Raw genomic sequence first — 356 nt, 5'->3', positions numbered from 1 at the left:
CTTTATGTCCTTGGACGTGAAGGTGGAGAGTTAGCTTCAGAAAATGAAGATTTAGAAGGCTATCGCACACTTCAAGAGACCATTAGAAAAGGGAAACGCTACAGTCGGCTTCCTTATAATCTTGGAAAAGCTAGTGTCAAAACAGGACAAGCAACAGGTCGTTTTACCAAGAAAAGACTGACCAACACAAAAGAGCGATACCATCATTTTAAGGATGGAAAGGGATGGAAACTAGCGAAAGATAATCCAAGTTCCTTTAAAAATCGGTATCGAAAATTAAAGAAACAAGGTCTTACAAGTGTCCGAAATATCTATCAAAAACTAAAAGCAGCCTTTTCCTTCTTTACATTTGCGGC

Annotated in this window: 1 pseudogene; it reads left to right on the top strand. The window is 38.8% G+C overall.

Going from position 1 to position 356, the window contains the following annotated elements:
• Positions 1-356 (top strand): annotated as a pseudogene (locus HMPREF2701_RS04860) (CHAP domain-containing protein); the annotation flags it as partial.

Origin of the sequence: Streptococcus sp. HMSC077D04, from assembly GCF_001808785.1 — a bacterium.
In the GTDB taxonomy this organism is placed as follows: domain Bacteria; phylum Bacillota; class Bacilli; order Lactobacillales; family Streptococcaceae; genus Streptococcus; species Streptococcus mitis_BX.
The sequence above is the reverse complement of the archived record's forward strand: the minus strand, read 5'-3'. Positions and strand labels throughout refer to the sequence as shown.